16 protein-coding genes are annotated in these 18,609 nt (G+C 67.9%); 6 read left to right on the top strand and 10 right to left on the bottom strand.

Going from position 1 to position 18,609, the window contains the following annotated elements; genetic code table 11:
• Positions 1 to 9: 9 nt before the first annotated feature.
• The 9 genes from K7711_RS26235 to K7711_RS26195 form a co-directional block, all read right to left on the bottom strand.
• The gene (locus K7711_RS26235) at positions 10 to 1,005 is read right to left on the bottom strand and encodes a cyclase family protein (protein ID WP_222972094.1); all 996 of its coding nucleotides are present in this window, start codon (positions 1,003 to 1,005) and stop codon (positions 10 to 12) included.
• Positions 1,005 to 1,826 (bottom strand): coniferyl-alcohol dehydrogenase, encoded by an 822-nt coding sequence (locus K7711_RS26230; RefSeq protein WP_222972093.1) that lies wholly within the window; start codon positions 1,824 to 1,826, stop codon positions 1,005 to 1,007. Before K7711_RS26230 ends, K7711_RS26235 begins: the two co-directional genes overlap by 1 nt.
• 27 nt (positions 1,827 to 1,853) lie before the next feature.
• On the bottom strand, positions 1,854 to 3,152 hold the full coding sequence (locus tag K7711_RS26225; protein ID WP_222972092.1) for an LLM class flavin-dependent oxidoreductase: 1,299 nt from the start codon (positions 3,150 to 3,152) through the stop codon (positions 1,854 to 1,856).
• Positions 3,149 to 4,849 (bottom strand): FAD-binding protein, encoded by a 1,701-nt coding sequence (locus tag K7711_RS26220; protein WP_235747837.1) that lies wholly within the window; start codon positions 4,847 to 4,849, stop codon positions 3,149 to 3,151. Before K7711_RS26220 ends, K7711_RS26225 begins: the two co-directional genes overlap by 4 nt.
• A 107-nt stretch (positions 4,850 to 4,956) precedes the next feature.
• A complete protein-coding gene (locus tag K7711_RS26215; RefSeq protein WP_222972090.1) occupies positions 4,957 to 5,928 on the bottom strand; it encodes a 3-carboxyethylcatechol 2,3-dioxygenase in 972 nt (323 codons plus the stop codon).
• Entirely contained in the window at positions 5,885 to 7,549 is a 1,665-nt protein-coding gene (locus tag K7711_RS26210) for a bifunctional 3-(3-hydroxy-phenyl)propionate/3-hydroxycinnamic acid hydroxylase (RefSeq protein WP_222972089.1), read from the bottom strand. The genes K7711_RS26215 and K7711_RS26210 overlap by 44 nt, the downstream gene beginning before the upstream one ends.
• Before the next feature lie 179 nt (positions 7,550 to 7,728).
• Entirely contained in the window at positions 7,729 to 8,592 is an 864-nt protein-coding gene (locus K7711_RS26205; RefSeq protein WP_222972088.1) for an alpha/beta fold hydrolase, read from the bottom strand.
• A 65-nt stretch (positions 8,593 to 8,657) separates the two neighbouring features.
• Positions 8,658 to 10,295 (bottom strand): FAD-dependent oxidoreductase, encoded by a 1,638-nt coding sequence (locus K7711_RS26200; RefSeq protein WP_222972087.1) that lies wholly within the window; start codon positions 10,293 to 10,295, stop codon positions 8,658 to 8,660.
• A 38-nt stretch (positions 10,296 to 10,333) separates the two neighbouring features.
• Positions 10,334 to 11,869 (bottom strand): AMP-binding protein, encoded by a 1,536-nt coding sequence (locus tag K7711_RS26195; protein ID WP_222972086.1) that lies wholly within the window; start codon positions 11,867 to 11,869, stop codon positions 10,334 to 10,336.
• A gap of 352 nt (positions 11,870 to 12,221) precedes the next feature.
• Between K7711_RS26195 and K7711_RS26190 the strand changes: the two genes are divergently transcribed.
• The 6 genes from K7711_RS26190 (at position 12,222) to K7711_RS26165 (ending at position 18,089) form a co-directional block, all read left to right on the top strand.
• A complete protein-coding gene (locus tag K7711_RS26190; RefSeq protein ID WP_040825460.1) occupies positions 12,222 to 13,082 on the top strand; it encodes a mycofactocin-coupled SDR family oxidoreductase in 861 nt (286 codons plus the stop codon).
• 87 nt (positions 13,083 to 13,169) lie between these two features.
• Entirely contained in the window at positions 13,170 to 14,534 is a 1,365-nt protein-coding gene (locus tag K7711_RS26185) for a cytochrome P450 (RefSeq protein ID WP_222972085.1), read from the top strand.
• A gap of 27 nt (positions 14,535 to 14,561) precedes the next feature.
• Positions 14,562 to 15,656 (top strand): amidohydrolase family protein, encoded by a 1,095-nt coding sequence (locus K7711_RS26180; protein WP_222972084.1) that lies wholly within the window; start codon positions 14,562 to 14,564, stop codon positions 15,654 to 15,656.
• Positions 15,657 to 15,669: 13 nt separating this feature from the next.
• A complete protein-coding gene (locus K7711_RS26175) occupies positions 15,670 to 16,815 on the top strand; it encodes an amidohydrolase family protein (protein WP_222972083.1) in 1,146 nt (381 codons plus the stop codon).
• Complete coding sequence (locus tag K7711_RS26170) at positions 16,815 to 17,207, top strand: Rieske (2Fe-2S) protein (protein WP_222972082.1); 393 nt, start codon at positions 16,815 to 16,817, stop codon at positions 17,205 to 17,207. Before K7711_RS26175 ends, K7711_RS26170 begins: the two co-directional genes overlap by 1 nt.
• Before the next feature lie 12 nt (positions 17,208 to 17,219).
• Positions 17,220 to 18,089 (top strand): alpha/beta fold hydrolase, encoded by an 870-nt coding sequence (locus tag K7711_RS26165; RefSeq protein WP_222972081.1) that lies wholly within the window; start codon positions 17,220 to 17,222, stop codon positions 18,087 to 18,089.
• Between the two features lie 17 nt (positions 18,090 to 18,106).
• Here K7711_RS26165 and K7711_RS26160 read toward each other — a convergent pair whose 3' ends face one another.
• A complete protein-coding gene (locus tag K7711_RS26160; protein WP_222972080.1) occupies positions 18,107 to 18,574 on the bottom strand; it encodes a hypothetical protein in 468 nt (155 codons plus the stop codon).
• Between the last annotated feature and the right edge of the window lie 35 nt (positions 18,575 to 18,609).

Below are 18,609 nucleotides of genomic sequence, written 5' to 3'. Positions count from 1 at the left end.
TTGGCTCGGTTACTTGATCGCGATGGGGTTGATCGGGGAGCCGACCGCGCCGACCACCCGCAACGGCGGTGCGACGAGCTGGAATTCGTACACGCCGTCGGCGGCGCAATCCGCGGCCAGGGCGGTCAGATCCCAGTACTCGCCGAGCATCAGGCCGATATCGCGCAGGCACAGCATGTGCATCGGCAGGAAGGTGCCCTCGACGCCGGATACCACGTCCTCGACCATCAGGTTGTCCGCGGCCACGGCGGCGACCTCGCGTTCGTGCAACCACTTGGCGCACATCCAGTCCAGGCCCGAATACGGCTCCGCGCCGTCGCGGGTCTCCTGGAACCGGGACCACCAGCCGGTCCGCACGAGCACGATGTCACCCCGGCCGATCTCGACGCCCTGAGCCTTGGCCACCTCGTCCAATTCGTCCGGGGTGATCGGGTTTCCGGGCTCGAGGAAGACGTCCGCGCCGCGATGACGCACCAGATCCAGCAGTACGCCGCGGGTGGTGATGCCCTTGCCGTCGACCTTGTCGATACCGCAGTGGAACGCGCCGGCACTGGTGACCGAATCGGCCGGGAAGCCGTTGTACAGCTTGTCGTCGTAGTAGACGTGCGACAGGGCGTCCCACTGCGTGGCCGCCTGCAGCGGCATGACGATCATGTCGTCGTTGAACCGGAACGGATTCTCTTCTCCGGCGAAGAAACCGCCGAACTCCTGCCCGAAACCGTTTGCCGCCCACTGCGGTCCGTATTCGGCCATGGTCCGCGCGTCACCGCCGTCGACGGTCATCACGTGCACCGGGTTCTGCCGGAACTTGAACGCCCCCTGCGGTCCGGACGAGTCGAAGTCGACCCCGAGCGGGAACACCCGCCCGTGCCGCACCAGCTTCGCCGCCGCGGCGATCTTGTCCGGGGTGATGAAGTTGAGCGTGCCGAGTTCGTCGGCCGCGCCCCAGCGGCCCCAGTTGCGCACTTGTTCGGCGACGCGCCGGAATTCGGTCAGGGTGGCCACTATGCCTCTCCTTCTGTGGTGGGTGTGCCCGCGATGCGCGCGGCCACATTGCCGCCGTCCACCCACAGCACCTGGCCGTGCACATAGCTGGCAGCCTGGCTGTTGAGGAACACCAGGACGGCCGCCTGCTCGGCCGGCTCGCAGACGCGGCCGAGCGGTTTGGGGATGGTGTCGAGATACTGCGGCCCGTACGCCGAGCGCAGCTGGTCCAGGATGGGGGTCTCGGTGACCCCCGGACCGGTGCAGTTGATCCGGATGCCCCGCGCCCCGAGGGGTACGGCGTTGCGCATCGTGTAGTAGATGATCGCTTCCTTGGACAACCGGTATCCGCCGTCCGCGATCGCCTCGGGATGGCTTGTGCACCAGGCGATCCCGTCGTCGATATCGGCGGTCGCGAGCAGCCCGTCGGACTGCTCGCGGTGATCGAGGTACCCGGACGCGGCCAGCGACGACACGCTCACGATCGTCGAATCCGGGCCCATCCGCTCGGCCAGGGCCTCGGTGAACCGGCGCAGGCCCAGGAAATTGATGGTGACGACCTTGATCGGATCCCCGATGCCCGAGGACACCCCGGCGACGTTGAACAACGCGTCCACCGGGGCGCCGATCGCCGCGACGGCACGATCGATCGATGCGGCGCCGGCCATGTCCACCCGGTGGAACTCGTCGAGTTCACCGGACGGCTCGGCCACGTCCAGGCCGATCACCGTGCCGCCCAGGTCGCGGACCTGCTCGGCGACACACGCGCCGATGCCCGAGGAGCATCCGGTCACCACGACCCGGCGGCCGTCGTACCGCCACAGCTGATCTGTTCGTCCCATCTCGGATACCTCGTCTTCGCCGTGCTGCTACTGCTCGTCCTTGGCGCGCTGGGCGGCCTGCACCCGGCCCTCGTTGATCTCGGCCATGGCCTCGGGGATCTCGCTCGCGGTGAACTTGCCGCCGCGGCCGGTCGGCAGGCCGCCGAAAGAGTAGGTCTCGTCGAATTCCGGTCCGGCCAAGGGCTTGCGGCGCGCCTCGACCTTCTCGATGACCGGCTCGAGCCGCTTGGCCTTGGCCGCGACCTGCTTCTCGTCGCGCTCGATGAATTCGGGCAGCACTTCCTTGCCCATCAACTCGATGGACTCCATGGTTCCCTCGTGGCTGCGCGGATTGAGCAGCAGGATGATCTCGTCGACCCCGCTCTCCTCGTAACCGCGCAGGAATTCGCGCACGGTGTCCGGCGAGCCGATCGCGCCGCGGCCCGGACCGTAGGCGAGCGTCTCGTCCTCCTTGACCGCGTCCAGGTAGCGGTCCCACACCCCGGTGCGGCCCGGAATGTGCTGGCCGGTCATGTAGTAGTGCATGATGCCGAAGGAGAAGAACCCGCCGCCGACGCCGAGGCGCTGCAGGGCCTGCTCGTCGGTCGGGGCGACCATCATCGACAGATCGCCGCCGATGGCCAGGATGTTCGGGTTCAGGATCGGGATCGTGGGCTCGGCCTTGTCCTCGAACTCCTGGTAGTAGCCGCGCACGCGCTCGGCCAGCGGGCCGGGACCGGTGTACGCGAAACTCAGTGCGCCGATCCCCTTCTGGGCCGCCATCTGCACCGAGGAGGGCCGGGTACAGGCCACCCACACCGGCGGATGCGGGCGCTGCGCGGGCTTGGGCACGACGTTGCGCGGGGGCATCTCGATATGGTTGCCCTTGAAACCGGTGAACGGCTCCTCGATCATGCAGCGGATGGCGACGTCGAGCGCCTCCTCCCACTGGCCGCGCTTGTCTGCCGGGTCGATGTTGAAGCCGGCGAGCTCACCCACCGAAGACGATTCGCCGGTGCCGAATTCCACGCGGCCGTTGGAGATCAGGTCCAGCGAGGCGACCCGCTCGGCGACGCGCGCGGGGTGGTTGATCGCGGGCGGCAGGTGCATGACGCCGAAGCCGAGGCGAATGTCCTTGGTGCGCTGGCTCGCCGCGGCCAGGAACATCTCGGGTGCGGTGGAGTGGCAGTACTCCTCGAGGAAGTGGTGCTCGGTCAGCCAGACCGTGGAGAAGCCGGCCTTGTCGGCGGCCTCGACCTCGTCCAGTCCGTCCTGGAACATCTGCCGCTCGTCGTCGGGAACCCACGGCCGCGGCAGGGCGAACTCGTAGAACAGCGATATCTTCATTTACTTCCTCCATTGGAATCGGTGCTCGTCACCTGTGCCGAACCGCTGTCGTCGGCTCGGTCTCTCCCCGAAATGTGCTGGGCCGCTATGTATCCGAAGGTCATCGCGGGACCGATGGTGGCCCCCGCCCCGGCATAGCTGCGGCCCATCACCGCCGCGGTCGTGTTCCCGGTCGCGTACAGACCGGTCACGACCGTCCCGTCCGCCCGCAGCACCCGGGCGAACTCGTCGGTGCGCAGACCGCCGGAGGTGCCCAGATCGCCCGGCACCATCCGGAACGCGTAGTACGGCGGTTTGCCCAGCGGGTAGAGGTTGGGGTTGGGCAGCGTGGGGTCGCCGTAGTAGTTGTCGTAGACGCTGTCCCCGCGCTGGAAGTCGTCGTCGTGGCCGTTGCGCGCGAGTTCGTTGAAACGCTCTGCGGTAGCGGCCAATCGGTCGGCGGGCACATCGATCTTGGCGGCCAGTTCCGCCCACGAGTTCGCCTGCTTGACCACGCCGGAGTCCAGCCACGCCCGCGGGATCTTCCCGCCGGTCGGCACCGGCGCGAACGGAACCTTCGGAATGGGCAGATGCCCCGCGACGACGTACCGGCGCCAAGAGCGCGCATCGGTGATCAGCCAGCTCGGAATGTGTGTCACGCCGGACTTCTGCCCCTCGATCATCGCGTGGCCGAAGTCCATGTACGGCGCGGCCTCGTTGATGTACCGCTCGCCCGCGCCGTTGACGATGAACTGGGCGGGCATCATCCGCTCGTTGAGCATGAATTGCATACGGCCGTCGGGCCATTGGATCGACGGGAACCACCACGCCTCGTCCAGCAGATCGGTGTCCGCGCCGACCTGTTGACCCGCACGGATCCCGTCGCCCATCGACGCCGGATTGCCGAAACTCCAGTCCTGGTCGACCTCCGGGCACAATTCCTTGCGCCACACCATGTCGTGCTCGAATCCGCCGGTGGCCAGGATGACACCGCCCTCGGCGCGCACGCGCAGTTCACGACCGTCCTGCTCGATCACCGCGCCCACCACCCGGCCGTCCGGGCCGGTGATCAGCGAGGTCATCGGGGAGTCGAGCCACAGCGGCACGTCGTGCTCGCGCAGCGCCAGGCGCATCCGGGCCATCAGAGACTGGCCGATCGCGGCGATGCGATCGCCGAACACCCTGGCGCGGAACATCCGCCACACCAGCTTCACCAGCACCGCCTTACCGCGCCAGTTCTGCCGGACCTGGTAGAACATCCGAAGATCCTTGGGCCCCAGCCAGATTCCCTTCGGAGCCAGTGCGAGCGGATGCAGCAGCTGTTCCTCGTCGGGGCCGAGCTTGCGCAGATCGATCGGCGGCACATTGATCGTGCTGCCCTCGCCCGAACCACCGGGAAGCTCCGGGTAGTAGTCGGCATAGCCCGGCTTCCAGACGAATTCGAGCCAGTCGCTGCTGCGCTCGAGGAATTCCATCATCTCCGGCGCGGTGTCCACATAGGCCCGCAGCCGTTCCTCGGTGACCAGGCCCTGGGTGATGGTGCGCAGATATTCGACCACGCTCTCGGGGTCGGGACTGTAGCCGTCGCGGACCTGCGCGGGAGCGTTCGGCACCCAGATGCCGCCGCCGGACAATGCGGTGGATCCGCCGTACTGCGCGGACTTCTCGACGATCAGGGTGCGCAGACCCGCGGCCTGAGCGGCCAGACCCGCGGTCATTCCGCCGCCACCGGAGCCGATCACCAACACGTCCACCGTGCGGTCGAAGGCGTCATCCTGTTGTGCGGCACCGTTTTCCGGCGTGCCGGTGCCGGTGTTCTCTGCTGTCACGGCTGCCTCCTGCTGGTCGAATCGAGATCGCGCTGCCCGAGCGCGGTGCGCACGGCGAATCCGGCGATCAGCGCGGGGGCGGGCCGGTAGTAGCGCACGGTGGTCCGGTAGGGGCCCTGGCTCGCGAGTGCACCGAAGGCCGCGACCCAGGTGCGCACCTCGTGCGCGGAATTGCCCGCCACCTCGGTGATCCACGGATTGGACCAGTCGTCGAACTCGTCCAGCCGCCCGTCGTCGAGCGCGGCGAGCACCCGGCGGTCCCAGTCCGGGTTGAGTGAGCGCAACTGCCCATTCCCGGAAGCGAATTCGCGCGCCGCCGCGATCACCTGCTCCTGCCGCGCGGCGCGCTGCTGCGCGGACATGGTGCCGCCGTGCAGAATTCGCTCGCGGGCCGGACCGGTCGCGGTGGCCAGGGCGGGCACCGGCGGATCGTGGGACAACCCGCCCGATCCCACCACGAGGACCCGTTTACCAAGGCCCGCAAGGAAATCGCCGACCGCCGCCCCCAGCACGGCGGCCCGGCGCAGCGGACCCAGTGGTACCGCGACCGAGTTGACGAAGATCGGGATCACCGGCCGCGCGGTGGCCGCGCCCAGCAGCCGCTGCAAGGGCTGCACGGTGCCGTGGTCGACCTCCATGGTCATCGACATCGCGACGTCCACCCCCGCGTCCAGCACCGATTCGGCCAGGTCGCGGGCCAGATCCGCGGGCACGTCCAGCGGCCCGGAATGGGTGCCGTAGTCGCCGACGCCCGAGGCCGCGGCGCCGATGCAGAACGGCGGCATCAGTTTGTAGAAGAACCCGTTGTAGTGATCGGGCGAAAACGTCACGACCAGTTCGGGATCGAACTCGCGGACGAACTCCGCGGCCCGGTCCAGGGCCGCGCCGATCTCGTCGAGCAACTCCCGGTCCGGTCCGGGCAGATCAAGTAGAGGGCTGTGCGAGACGCAGCACAGGGCCAGCGGCATCGTGTCCTCCTCCCGGGGCGGCGGTGAGGGTGCGCAGCAGATCCGCGCTGAGTTCCGGGGCGAGCTGGGCGATGGTCGCGCCCGCGATGCACCGGTCCGGGCGCAGGAACAGCACCGAATCCTGTTGGCCGTCGAACCATTTCTTCAGCGCGCCACCGCGATCGGCCAGCACGGTCACATCCGGATCGTCGTGCCCGGTCCAGTGCAGCTGGTTGACCGGCAAGATCTCGAAGAACCTGGTCCCCAACGCTTTCCACTGTTCGAACGCATCGTCGCCGAGGACCCGCCGGGGTGCGTTGTTCCAGCACAGCACCGCGAACCAGGGACCGAGCACCTCGTCCAGCAGCACGTTCGACTGTTCGCGGGTATCCACCCGGGGCTGGATGAACAGGGTGCCCACCGCGGATTTCGGTGTGCGAGACCAGGTGTGCACCACCGCGCCCCGTTCGTACTTCGGCATCGGCTTGAACCGCATGCCCAGCACGTACCGGCGCACCGGCGGGATCGCGGCCGCGGCGCGAACCAGCACGTCCCGCACCACGGCGACCCTGTGGTCGGTCGGCGAGATCACCTTGCCGACCATGGTGGACAGGTCGATCATCGCCCGCGCGTGTTTGCGGCGTTCGAGATCGTAACTGTCGAGCAGGCCGTCTCCGGCCTTACCCGTGACGACCGCGGCGAGCTTCCAGCCGAGATTGGCCGCGTCCCGGATACCGCTGTTGTATCCCTGCCCCTGCCACACCGGCATCAGATGCGCGGCGTCACCGGCCAGGAACATCCGGCCCTTGCGGAAGGAACCGGCGATCCGGGAATGATGCGTGTAGACCCGTCGCCGGATGACCTCGAGCCGATCGGGATGCGGCACGAACGGCGCGATCAGGCGCTGCGCGAAGGCGGGATCCTCGGCGAGTTCGTCGGATTCGTCGTCGTGGATCATGAATTCGAAGCGGCGGATGCCGTGCGCGATGGACACCGACACATTCGGCCGGGCCGGATCGGCCGCCACCTCGAGATTGGGATGGCCCAGCGGATCGGTGGCCAGATCGACCACCAGCCAGCGGGTCGAGGAGGTGGTGCCCTCGAACGAGACGCCCATCTGCCGCCGGGTCGCGCTGCGCCCGCCGTCACAGCCGATCAGATAGCGGGCGGTGAGGGTGGAAGTGCCTGTGGCGGTGACGAGTTCGGCAGCGACCCGATCACCCGAATCGGCCGCCGAGCTCATCCCCGCGCCCCAGACGACCTCGACGTGCGGATACCGGGACAGTCCACCCAGCAGTTCGGCGTCCACCAGCGGCTGCACGAAACCGTTGCGCTTGGGCCAGCCGAATTGCGCGTCGGTGGGGGCGATTTCGGCGAGCAACCGGCGTCGGCCGTCGACGAATCGCATGAACTGATTCGGCGTGGTGTGCGGCAGGATCTGCTCGATCAGGCCGATGGACTGGAAGGTGCGCAGCGATTCGTCGTCCAGGCCGACCCCGCGCGGATAGTCGATCAGCGTGGGACGTTCCTCGACCACGCGGGTGCGCACCCCGTACATACCCAGGATGTTCGCCAGCGTCAGCCCGACCGGTCCCGCGCCCACCAGCAGCACGTCCACATCGGTGGAAGGCCCGGAATCCACTGGCGCGGAACCAATCTGCGTGGATCCACTCGGGTCATGACCAGCCTCCCGCCTGCTCGACCCGGCACCACTGTGTGCGGACCCGTTCGAGCCGAGGCCAATCTCCCCCTCGCCCGGCCCGCCGCTGCTTTGGACGGATTTGCTCCCGCTCGTCCCGGCGCTGTTCTGCTCGGACACGGTCAGCCGCCCAGCAGGAAATCAATGTGCAAGGCGTTGAAGCTCTTCGGGTCCTCGTACTGCGGCCAGTGCCCGCAGTCGGGCAGCACCTCGAAGCGCGCGCCGGGGATCATCGAAGCGATGCGGCGTCCCTCGGTGACGTCGGCGGTGGGGTCGTCACTGGTCCACAGCACCAGGGTCGGCGCCGTGATCCGGCCGTAGTCCTGCGGGGACACCAGATTTCGCTGCCGGATTTCCGGATCCTGCAGCGCCATGATGTCTTTCATGGCCTCGACGAATCCGGGCTGACGGTAGATGCGCTGGCGACTGGCGACGACGTCGTCGTAATCCTTCGCCTTGTCGGCCATCAGCCAGCGGATCCGAGCCTGCACCGTCTCCCAGGTCGGTTCGGTGACCGCGGCCATGGACAACGTGATGATGCGTTTCATCACCTCGGGATCGGCCTGCGATCCCCCGGCGGTGTTGAGCACCAGCCGCTCGACGCGATCGGGGTGATCGATCGCGGTGCGCGTGGCCACCCAGCCGCCGAGCGATTCACCGCTGATGCTCGCCCGCTCGACGCCGACCGCGTCCAGGAACGCGATCAGGTGTGCCACATAGTGTTTCACCTCGAGCGGGTGCCCCGGCCGGGCGGTGTAACCGTGCCCGAGCATATCGATCACCCAGGTGGAGAAGTGTTCGGCGTGCGCCTGCAGATTGCGGGAGTATGCCTCGACGTGCCCGCCGGACCCGTGCAGCAGCACCAGCGCCGGTTTGTCCCGGTCGCCCGCCTGCCAGTAGCGCGTGCGCACACCGCCGACGTCCAGATATCCCTGGGTGAACGCGACACCCTGTAGATCGCTCCAGATGCTCTCGTACTCCGACAACTCGTAACCTCCCTAACCCGGCCTGCCCGTCCTGGCGACTCGGGCGCGCTGATTGTTTTCGCTGTTCAGGCGTCCGCAGACGTACCGGTCGCGACGGTGTGCCCGGCCCGGAATCCCCACACCATGCCGGGGCCGATGGTTCCGCCCGCACCGCCGTAGGCCCGCCCGGTGACACCGGCCATCGCATTGCCGACCGCGAACAGACCCGGGATGATCTCGCCGTCCACGTGCAGCACCCGCCCGTCGCGATCGGTGCGCGGCCCGCCCTTGGTGCCCATCGCGCCGACCGTGACCGGCACCGCGTAGTAGGGACCGGTGTCGAGCGGGCCGAGGGTGCGGCCCGCGGAAGTAGTCGCGTTCTCGTCGCCCCACCAGCCGTCGTAAGCGCTTGCGCCCCTCCCGAAGTCGGGATCGGCGCCCGCGGCGACGTTGCGGTTCCAGGCCTCGATCGTCGCGGCCAGGCCCTGCGGATCGATACCGGTCTTGGCGCCCAGCTCGTCGAGATCCTTCGATTCGCAGAACCATTCGGGCACCGCCTCGCCCGGCGCGACGCCCAGGAAGCCGTACTTGCGCAGATGTTCGGCGTCGAACACGATCCAGCCCGGATCGTTGACGTAACCGCCCTTGGGGTCGAGGTAGTGGAACGCCCCGGCCATCGAGTTGTACTCCGACGCCTCGTTCACGAACCGCCGTCCGGCGCGGTTGACCATGATGCTGCGCGGGCGGGTGCGCTCGAGCCGCACGCTGCGGCTGCGCGGCTTTCCCTCGATGGTGTCGCCCGGGATCTGCACGACCGGAACCCACCACGCCTCACTCATGGTGCCCAGATCCGCGCCGTGCGCCATCGCCATGCGCAGACCGTCTCCGGTGTTGTTGGGCGGGGAGACCGGGCCGGACATCGGGCCGCGCAGATAGGCGCGGACCAGTCCCGGATCCCATTCGAAGCCGCCGGTCGCGAGTACCACGCCCTTGCGGGCCCGCAAGATCGATGCGCCCTCGGGCGTCTCGAACCGCACGCCGGTGATCCGCCGGTCCTCCGAAAGAAGTTCCACCGCACGGGCTTTCGTGCGCGGCACGATGCCGGTCTCGAGGACGCCGAACAGCAGTCCGGCGACCAGGGCGGCTCCGGCCACGACCAGATCGGTGGACTCGGTATCGGTCCCGGCGTGCAGCCGCGCCCGGGTCTCGGCGTCGAAGCCGACGTTGCTCCAGTCCTCCGGGAAGGCGGTGATCCGCTCGCGCCACTGCCCCAGCCGGGACCGGTCGAAGGCGACCGGACTCAGCGAACGCCCGCCGCCGGGCCGCCCGCCGGGCAGTTCGGGCTTGTAATCCGGGAAGCCGTCGGCGATTTCGAAACGCAACCCGCTGTGCTTCTCGACGAACTCGACCATCCGCGCACCGGTGCGCACGAAGGTCTCCACCAGTTCGTCGTCCATCGAATTCAGCGACTGGGCATGCAGATAGCGCAGTGCGTCCTCGACGCTCAGCGGCCCGTCGGGCGATCGGTCGTGTGCCGGAATCCATGCGATGCCACCGGAAACCGCACTCGTTCCCCCGACGGTCGCGGCCTTCTCGACGATCGCCACCGAGGCGCCGCGGACCGCGGCGGTCAGCGCCGCGGTCAGGCCGGATGCACCACTGCCCAGTACGACGACGTCGACCTCGGATTCGGGTGTGTCGGCTTCGTTTGCACGGCTAGCCATGAGACCTCCATTTACGAATGAGAAGAATCATATTCTCGTCAGTTGGATGTGGCAATCTGCTGGCGGATCAGCTGTTTGCGGACCTTGCCGCTCGGGGTGCGGGGATAGTCGGTCACCTCGAACAACCGCTCCGGCCACTTCTGCCGCGCGACGCTCGCGGCCCGGAAGTGCCTGTGCACGGCCTGGATCGAAGGCAGGACGTGCCCGGGACGAATCCGCAGCACCGCGCCGACAGCCTCGCCCAGGCGCTCGTCCGGGACGGCCACCACGACCGCCTCGGCCACCGCGGACATGGTGGCGAGTACCTCCTCCACCTCCACGGCGCTGACGTTCTCGCCGCCGCGGATGATGACGTCGGATTTGCGATCGGTGATCGTCAGATGACCGTCCCGGTGCAGGACGCCGATATCGCCGGTGTGGTACCAGCCCTCGGCGTCGAAAACCCGCTCGGTCAGCTCCCGGTCGGTGTAGCCCAGGCACAGATCCGGTCCGCGACTGAGGATTTCGCCGTCCTGCGCCAGCCGGATCTCCACGCCCGGCAGCGGCCGCCCGTCGGTGCACAGCCGCTCGAACTCCGGTGCGGTGTAGCGCGAGGCGGTGATCGAGGGATGTTCGGTGCTGCCGTACGCCCGGAAGGCGACCAGCCCCAGATCGGCGAGTCTGCGGGTGACCGCGGCGGGCACCGCCGAACCACCCAGACCGACGTACCGCACGTGCTCGAGATGTGCGGGCGTGAAATCCGGATGATCGAGCAGACTGGTCACGAAGTAGGGCGGGCCGCCGCCGACCGACAGGCCGTACTCACTCATCAGCGCCAGCGCGTGCCCCGGTTCCCACACGTCCAGCAGATGAATGGGCCTGCCGCCCAGCACCGGCAACAGGAATGCGCCGAGCATGCCGATGAAGTGGCCGACCGGCGTCGCGGTGAGCTGATTGCCCTCGTCGAGGGCGTTCTGCTCGGCCAATTGCCTTGCCTCGCAACCCAATGTCTGATGACTGTGCACCACTCCCTTGGGCGCGCTGGTAGTTCCGGAGGTGAAGGCGATCAGCGCCGGGCCCGCGGGATCCACGCCGATCGTGCCCTCCATCGGCTCGTCGGCCAGCAGCGCGTCGAAATCCCGTCCGACCACGCCCACCACCGGAACCTCGGCGGCCAGGTCCGGATCGAAGCTGCGCGCGCCGAATCGCTCCGCGGTGAGGTAGGCCGCCGGACGGACCGTGGCCAGAATGTGCGCGACCTCGCGATCGCCGTAGAAGTGCACGATCGGCACCACCACCGCGCCGAGAAACGCTGCGGCCCAGAAGGTTGCGGCGGCCTCCATCGAGTTGGGCAACTGGAAGGCGACCGCGTCGCCGGGCCCGACGCCGCGTGCGCGCAGGCCGGCCGCGAGCCGCCGCGCGGTGCGCTCGACCTCGGCCACCGTGCCCGACCACGGTCTGACCCGCGAATGCACCCGGAACTCGGCCTCGGGCGCGGCGGCCAGGCCGCGACTCAGCAGGTCGCCGAGCGTCTCGGGCCTCCACCAGCCCGCTTGCGCATAGCGGCGGCTCAATTCCTCGGGGATGGTTCGCATCTCAGCTCTCACTCACTGGGGCATCGGAGGCATACCCCTTCGATGTAGACGAGAATAACGTTCTCGTCAGATGCAAAGGTCACTTTCGCGGAAAAAGCCCGGAAATACGCCCAAACGACAGTGCTTCTCCCCGAAAATCTCCCCCGCACCCCACGGCTGACAGCCAATGTCGAGACCTTGCGGCAACTTCGGCGCGAGAGTAATGTTCTCTTTCACCGCAAGGAAAATTCTTCTATGGCGAGATCATGAAGCGGCCGATGTCGTATGCATCGGCCGCCGCGGCAACCAGCGGGGACGGGCGATCCGTCGCGGCGGCACCGCCACCCCGGGGATAGAGATTGGAAGGTCAGCTGTGGGACGTGTCGAGGGCAAGGTCGCGTTCATCACCGGCGCAGCGCGCGGGCAAGGTCGCAGTCATGCGGTCCGCCTCGCCGAGGAGGGCGCCGACATCATCGCGGTGGATTTGTGCGAGGACATCTCGACCATCGGATACGCGCTGGCGCGTCCGGAGGATCTCGAGCAGACCGCCAAACTGGTTGCCGCGACCGGTCGTCGGGTGGTGACCGCCAAGGCGGACGTGCGCATCGCCGAACAGTTGCAGACGGCGCTGGAAACCGGCATCGCCGAACTGGGCCGGCTGGACATCGTCGTGGCCCAGGCCGGTGTCGCCGGTATGAAGGGCCAGCCGGCGATGCAGGCGTGGACCGATGTGATCAATACGAATCTGGTCGGCACGATCAACGCCATCCAGGTCGCGCTGCCACATCTGAAAGAGGGCGCATCGATCATCGCGACGGGGTCCACCGCCGCGCTGATGGACATCTCCAAGGTCGATCAGCCGGGCAAGGATCCCGGCGGTTCGGCGTACGTGCACTCCAAGCGGGCGCTGACCGCCTACGTCTACGAGCTCGCGCGCCAGCTCGCCGAACGCGGCATCCGCGCCAACATCGTGCACCCCACCAACTGCAACACCCCGATGCTGCAGAGCGAACCGATGTACCGCTCGTTCCGCCCGGACCTCGAGCACCCCACCCGCGCCGATGCCGAACCGGTGTTCGGTGTGCAGCAGTCCATGCGCATCCCGTACGTCGAGCCCGAGGACATCAGCAACGCCGTGCTCTACCTGGCCTCCGAGGAGGCCCGGTACGTCACCGGCACGCAGATGCGCGTCGACGGCGGCGGCTACCTGAAGTTGTACGACTACCACATGTGATCGTCCCGGCACGCGCCCTCGCCGCGCACCGCACCCGCGGTGCCGGCGAGGGCGCACCGAATCCGTGAGTAGCGGAGGAAGAACAACGTGAGCATCGAAGACACCACCGTCGACCAGGACCGCAAGAAGAACCGATACAGCTTCGACCGGCACACCCCCGAATACCGGCACCGGTTCGAAGACATCACCCAGGAGATGCAGGCCAAGTGCCCGGTCGCCTGGAGCGACACGCACGGCGGGCACTGGGTGGCCGCGGACAGCACGTCGGTCTTCGAACTCGCGCGCTGCCCGCATGTGTCCAACGACCACGACCTGACCGGCGATCGCAATGGCTACAAAGGCATTTCGATCCCCACCGCGCAGCGCGCCCAGGCCGTGCGCGGCGGCATGCTGGAGATGGACGACCCCGAACACCGGTTGTACCGGCAGGTGCTCAACCCGTACCTGTCCCCCGCCGCGGTCAAGCGCTGGGATCCGGTCATCGACGAGATCGTGCGCGCGGCCCTGGACGAGAAGATCGAGTCCGGCCGCATCGATTTCGTGGACGATCTGGCCAATATCGTCCCGGCCGTGCTGACCCTGGCCATGCTCGGCATCCCGTTGCAGCGGTGGTCGCTCTACAGCGAGCCGGTGCACGCCGCGGTGTACACCCCGGAGAGTTCCCCGGACGCCGCCCGCGTGGCCGAGATGCACCGCACGATGGGCCTGGACCTGCTGAACAGTCTGGTCGAGATCAAGGCGAACCCGCGGCCGGGCCTGGTCGACGGCCTGATCAAACTCCGCCTCGACGGCGAGCCCGCCCCGGACCTCGAGATCCTGGGCATGCTCGGCCTGCTGATCGGCGGCGGTTTCGACACCACCACCGCGCTCACCGCGCATTCGCTGGAGTGGCTGTCGCAGAATCCGGACCAGCGCGAGATGCTCAGCAAGGAGCGCGAGCATCTGCTCGATCCGGCCACCGAGGAATTCCTGCGCTACTTCACCCCCGCGCCGGGTGACGGCCGCACCATGTCCGCCGATGTCACCGTGGCGGACACCCGGTTCGCCGAGGGCGACCGGCTGTGGCTGTCCTGGGCGATGGCCAATCGCGATCCGCAGGTCTTCCCCGACCCGAACGACGTGGTGCTGGACCGAAGGGGCAACCGCCACTTCAGTTTCGGGCTGGGCATCCACCGCTGCATCGGCTCGAACGTCGCGCGCGCGGTGTTCAAGAAGATGCTCACCGCGGTGCTGGACCGGATGCCGGACTACCAGTGCGATCCCGAGGGCACCGTGCACTACGAGACCATCGGCGTCATCCAGGGCATGCGCAATCTCCCGGCCACCTTCACTCCCGGCGAGCGCCAGGGCGCGGGACTCGAGGAGACCCTGGACAAGCTCCAGAAGATCTGCGACACACAGGAACTCGCCGCACCCGTGACGGAGCGGCCCGATATCGCGCGGATCGACTGACGCGAACAGCGCACCGGGAGAGAGCGGATGAGCAGATTACTAGCCGACGGGACCCGCATACCCGTCATCGATGCCAGCGTGCACATCTTCTTCGGGTCGAATCGCGATATGCGCGGATTCCTGCGCGAGCCGTTCGCCAGCCGGGGCATCCCGGATGTGGAGATGGACTGGTACGGGGCGCCGGGCGGGGAATATGCCAAGGGCACCCGCGGGCCGGACAAGCAGTACCCGGGCTCGGACCCCGAACTCGTCGGTGAGGCGCTGTTCGGGGGTCGCGGCGTGGATGTGGCGGTGCTGCATCCGATGACCCGCGGCATCCTGCCGGACCGGCATCTGACCACGGCCGTCCTGGCCGCGCACAACGAGATGATGGTCTCGCGCTGGCTGGAAGCCAATCCGCACGCCGACCGGTTCCGCGGCACGATCCGGGTGAATCCGGAGGACATCACCGGTGCGCTGCGCGAAATCGACCGGTGGGCAAGCCATCCCGGCGTCGTGCAGATCGGGGTTCCGCTGCAGTCGCGTGAGCTGTACGGCAAACCGCAGTTCTGGCCGCTGTGGGAGGCCGCCGCGCACGCGGGCCTGCCGGTGGCCGTGCACAGCGAGACCGGGGAGAGCATCGCGTTCCCGCCGACCCCGTCGGGGCACACCCGCACCTACGAGCAGTACCTCGGCTTCACTTCGCTGAACTACATCTATCACCTGATGAACATGATCGCCGAGGGCGTGTTCGAGCGGATTCCGGAGCTGAAATTCGTCTGGGCCGACGGCGCGGCGGACATGCTCACGCCGTTCACCTGGCGGATGGACACCTTCGGGCGGCCGCATCTGGAGCAGACCCCGTGGGCGCCACGCATGCCCAGTGACTATCTGCCCGAACACGTGTACTTCGTGCACAACAGTCTCGACGGTCCGGGCGAGGCCGACTTCGCCGGCGAATGGCTCGACTTCACCGGCAAACAGGACATGGTGATGTTCGGCTCCAGCTATCCGCACTGGCACTGCGGCGACGTCGACGAGCTGCCGCAGGCACTCACCACCGAGCAGCGCGAGAAGTTGCTCTGGCGCAACGCATCTCGCCTCTACGGCATCGACGTCCCGGCCCCGACGGCCACCGTCTGAGAGGAGAGGGACCATGACACTGGCTCATCAGCAGCATCGCGCACCGGCGGCCGAGCAGACCGCGGTCCGGGTGGTCGATTCGGATGTGCATCCGGTACCGCGGCGCGGAGAACTCGTGGAGTACATCCCCGAGCCGCACCGCAGCTCGTTCTTCCTGAGCCACCGCGTCGGCGACACGATCATCTACGACGCGCCGGACTACGCGCACTCGTTCGCGATGCGGACCGACACCTTCCCCGCGGACGGCAATTTCCCCGGCAGTGACCCGGAAATGGCGTTCCGGCAGCTGATCGTGGACGCCGGGTCCGATATCGCGATCCTGGAACCGACGGTGAAGGCGACCCGCCTGCCCGAGGCCACCCAGGCGATGGCGATCGGGGTCAACCACTGGCTGGCCAACCACTGGCTGGACCCGAAGAACAACTGGCATCAGCGGTGGCGCGGATCGATCTGCGTGGCCATCGACGATCCGGCGGGCGCGGTGCGCGAGATCGAGCACTGGGCCGGGCATCCGTTCATGTCGCAGATCCTGATCAAGGCCGAACCGCGCCCGTCCTGGGGCGATCCGGCCTACGACCCGATCTGGGCCACGGCGGTCGAGCACGATCTGGTGGTCAGCTGTCATCTCAGCCGCGGCGCGTACGAGACGATGCCCATGCCGCCGGTCGGATTCCCCAGCTACAACCACGATTTCATGGTCACCTACTCGCTGCTGGCGGCGAACCAGATCATGAGCCTGATCTTCGACGGCGTCTTCGACCGGCATCCGAAGCTGCGCATCGTGTTCGTCGAGCACGCGTTCACCTGGATCCTGCCGCTGATGTGGCGGATGGACGCGATCTACGCCAAGCGCGGGTCCTTCACCGGCCTTCGGCGCAAGCCCTCGGAGTACGTCAAGGAACACATCCGCTTCACCACCCAGCCGTTGGACTACCCCGAGGACAAGACCGAACTCACCCGGGCGTTCGAGTGGATGGAGGCGGACAAGATCCTGCTGTTCTCCTCGGACTATCCGCACTGGACGTTCGACGATCCGCGCTGGCTGGTCAAACATCTGCCGGCGCACGCGCGCGATCGGGTGATGTACCTCAACGGCATCGAGACCTATCACCTGCCCACGTCGGTGCCGTCCCTGGACGGTCGAAGGCCGGTCTTCTGATGGCCGAGGAAAACGAACAACCCCGGCTGGCCCAGGGACGCGAACACGTCGTCGCGACGGTCGAGGAGATTCCGCCCGGGTCGTCCAAGGTGGTGCCGATCGGGCGGCACGGGGTCGGTGTCTACAACGTCAACGGCACGTTCTACGCGATCGCGAATTACTGTCCGCACGAGGGCGGTCCGCTGTGTTCCGGACGCGCGCGCGGGCGCACGATCGTCGACGAGTCCGTGCCCGGAGACCAGGTCATGGTGCGCGATCAGGAGTACATCTACTGCCCGTGGCACCAGTGGGGTTTCGAGCTGGCGACCGGGACCACGGCGGTCAAACCCGAATGGAGTATCCGCACCTATCCGGTGCGGATCGTCGGCGATTCCGTCGTCGTGCTGGCGTGAGAGAGGATGCCCATGGCTTCGGTGACAGTGCACGGCGGCGAGGTCGTCCACGAAATCCTCGGTGAGGCAGGCGATCTCGTCGTCCTGACGCCGGGTGGCCGATTCGGCATGAATGTTCCGGGACTGCGCCCGCTGGCCGAGGCGATCGTGGCCGGCGGCTATCGGGTCCTGCTGTGGGATCGGCCCAACTGCGGCGCCTCGGATGTGCAGTTCTACGGGCAGTCCGAATCGCATATGCGCGCCGAGACGCTCGACGGCCTGCTCGACGCACTGGACGAGGGTCCGTGCATCCTCGCGGGCGGCTCGGGCGGTGCGCGCGATTCGATGCTCACCGCGATGCTGTATCCGGAGCGGGTCACCAAACTCGCGCTGTGGAATATCGTCGGGGGCGTCTACGGGATGTTCAACCTGGGCGCGTTCTACGTGCTGCCGAGCCTGCAGACCGTGCGCGGCGGCGGCACCGCGGCGCTGCCGAAGCTGCGGGAATGGCGCGAGCGGGTGGCGGCCAATCCCCGCAACGACCAGCGCCTGCGGGATCTGGACCGGGACGAGTTCATCAAACTGTCGCTGCGCTGGCTCAATGCGTACGTGCCCAAACCCGGGCAGACCATCGCCGGGGTGGACGACGAGATGTTCGAGCGGATCACGGTGCCCACCTTGATCATTCGCGGCGGCGTCGGCGATCTGGATCATCCGAAGCGGACCTCGCTCGAGGTGAGCTGCCTGATCGCGGGCTCGACGGTGATCGAACCGCCGTGGCCGGAGGACGCCTGGGAACGCGCGATGGAGGATCAGGCCGGCGGGCGGGTCGATCACTTCAACCTGTTCGACACCTGGGTGCAGGCCGCCCCGCCGATCCTGGAATTCCTGGACTGCCCATGACGCAGGCCGCCCGCCCCTCACCGGGTGCTGATGCGGACCTCGCAGTTGAGCGCCGCCTCGAGCGCGGTGTGGATCCGGCTCTCGGGGACGCGTTCGAGGTCGGCGGACCGCAGCGTGACGTGCACGATGTCGAAGCCGTCCGCATCGGCTTCGCGCACCACCTCGGCGCTCAATCCGAAACCGGCCAGGACGCCGTGCGCGTCGGCGTCGGTGCCGCGGCTGACGTAGGTCACCGCCGCGGCCACCGGTTCGGTGCCGAATGCCTTGGCACACAACAGCACTGCCTCGCGCACGCCGGCATCGGCGTCGTCGGTGTCGATCAGCAGCTGCACTTCGCGTCGCAGCGGGAGTTCCGCACTGTCGCCCTGGATTTCGGCCCCGAGCGTCGCGGCGTCGGCACGCAGGGCGCTCATCCCCTGCGCCCACCGGGCCGCCGTGAGCTCCCGGGCCGGGTCGACATCGATGCGCAGCACTGCGGTTCTCATGTCCGCCAGCGTAACCACCGGCGCGGCGCACCCAC

It is taken from the genome of Nocardia coffeae (genome assembly GCF_019890715.1).
Classification (GTDB): Bacteria; Actinomycetota; Actinomycetes; order Mycobacteriales; family Mycobacteriaceae; genus Nocardia; species Nocardia jiangxiensis.
Note: the sequence above shows the minus strand (reverse complement) of the source record. Positions and strands in the feature narration are given on the sequence as shown.